The sequence below is a fragment of the Exiguobacterium sp. SH4S7 genome, assembly GCF_004336795.1.
GTDB classification, from domain to species: domain Bacteria; phylum Bacillota; class Bacilli; order Exiguobacteriales; family Exiguobacteriaceae; genus Exiguobacterium; species Exiguobacterium aurantiacum_A.
The window spans coordinates 1-1,101 of record NZ_SJUT01000022.1; the positions used below are offsets into that span (position 1 = coordinate 1).

Annotated in this window: 1 protein-coding gene; it reads right to left on the reverse strand. The window is 65.1% G+C overall.

Annotation, left to right across the window (positions count from 1 at the left end; all coding sequences use genetic code 11):
- Window positions 1-5: 5 nt before the first annotated feature.
- The gene (locus EVJ29_RS15265) at window positions 6-1,097 is read right to left on the reverse strand and encodes an RNA-guided endonuclease TnpB family protein (protein WP_131466050.1); all 1,092 of its coding nucleotides are present in this window, start codon (window positions 1,095-1,097) and stop codon (window positions 6-8) included.
- Window positions 1,098-1,101: the final 4 nt, after the last annotated feature.

Sequence of the window (1,101 nt, forward strand, 5' to 3'; positions counted from 1 at the left end):
GTGTTTCAGTCGGCGAGGCGCAACAGGTTGAGGCTCGCGTTGACGTCGCGGTCATGGTGCGTGCCGCATACGGCGCATGTCCACTCGCGGACGTGCAGGTCCTTCTTGCCGCCGTTCTCGCCACAGGCCGAACAAACCTGGGTCGAGGCGAACCACGGGTCGGCCTGGATCAGTGTGCGGCCGTGGAACCTGCATTTGTAGGCGAGCTGGCGGACGAACTCGCCCCATCCGGCGTCCCCGATCGACCTCGCCAGGCGGCGGTCCTGCATCATCTCCCTCGGTTTCAGCGTCTCGACGACGACGACTTGGTTCTCGTCGACGATGCGTCGTGACAGCTTGTGGAGGAAGTCATGTCGGCGGTTCCGTACCTTTTCATGCTTTTTGGCCAATAGGAGCCGCGCCTTCTCGCGGTTCCGGCTGCCGGGCTTCTTGCGGGAGAGCGAGCGCTGCGCCCGTCTCAGCCGTTCCTCAGCCTCGCGCAGGTTGCGCGGGTTCGGGACCTTCTCCGTCACGAGCGCGTCGTTCGTCATGACGGCGAAGTGCCCGAGGCCGAGGTCGATCCCGATCTTGTGCTCGGCCGGGACCCAGGGCTCGTCGGGCTGCTCGACGAGGAGCGACACGAAGAACTTGCCCGTCTTCGTCATCGACACGGTCGCCGAGCGGATCTCGCCGTCGAAAATTCGGTGCTGTGTGAAGCGGATGAACCCGACCTTCGGGAGCCGGACCCGGTCCCCCTCGATGCGGATCGTGCCGTGCTGGTTGTTCGTCGTGTAGGAGGCGCGCGATTTCCGTCTCGACTTGAACACCGGGAAGCCGGCCGTCCCGGCGAAGAACTTCGCGAACGCCGCGTCGAGGTGAAGCTTCGCGTTCGCGAGCGCGAGGCTGTCCGCCTCGGCGAGGAACGGGAACAGGGGCTTGTACGAGGCGGGTGTCGGCAGTTTTCGCTTCGGGCCGGTCCCAGCCTTCGCCTCCTCGTGGATGGTGATGCGGTCCTCGAGCAGCTTGTTGTAGACGAAGCGGGCGCAGCCGATCGTCCTGACGAGGAACTCGGCCTGTGCCGCCGTCGGGTGGAGCCTGTATTTGTAGCCCTTCAGCATGTCT

Bases quoted from the DNA above. Each gene is read 5' to 3' on its own strand.
- EVJ29_RS15265 (WP_131466050.1), bottom strand. From the start codon at position 1,097: ATGCTGAAGGGCTACAAATACAGGCTCCACCCGACGGCGGCACAGGCC.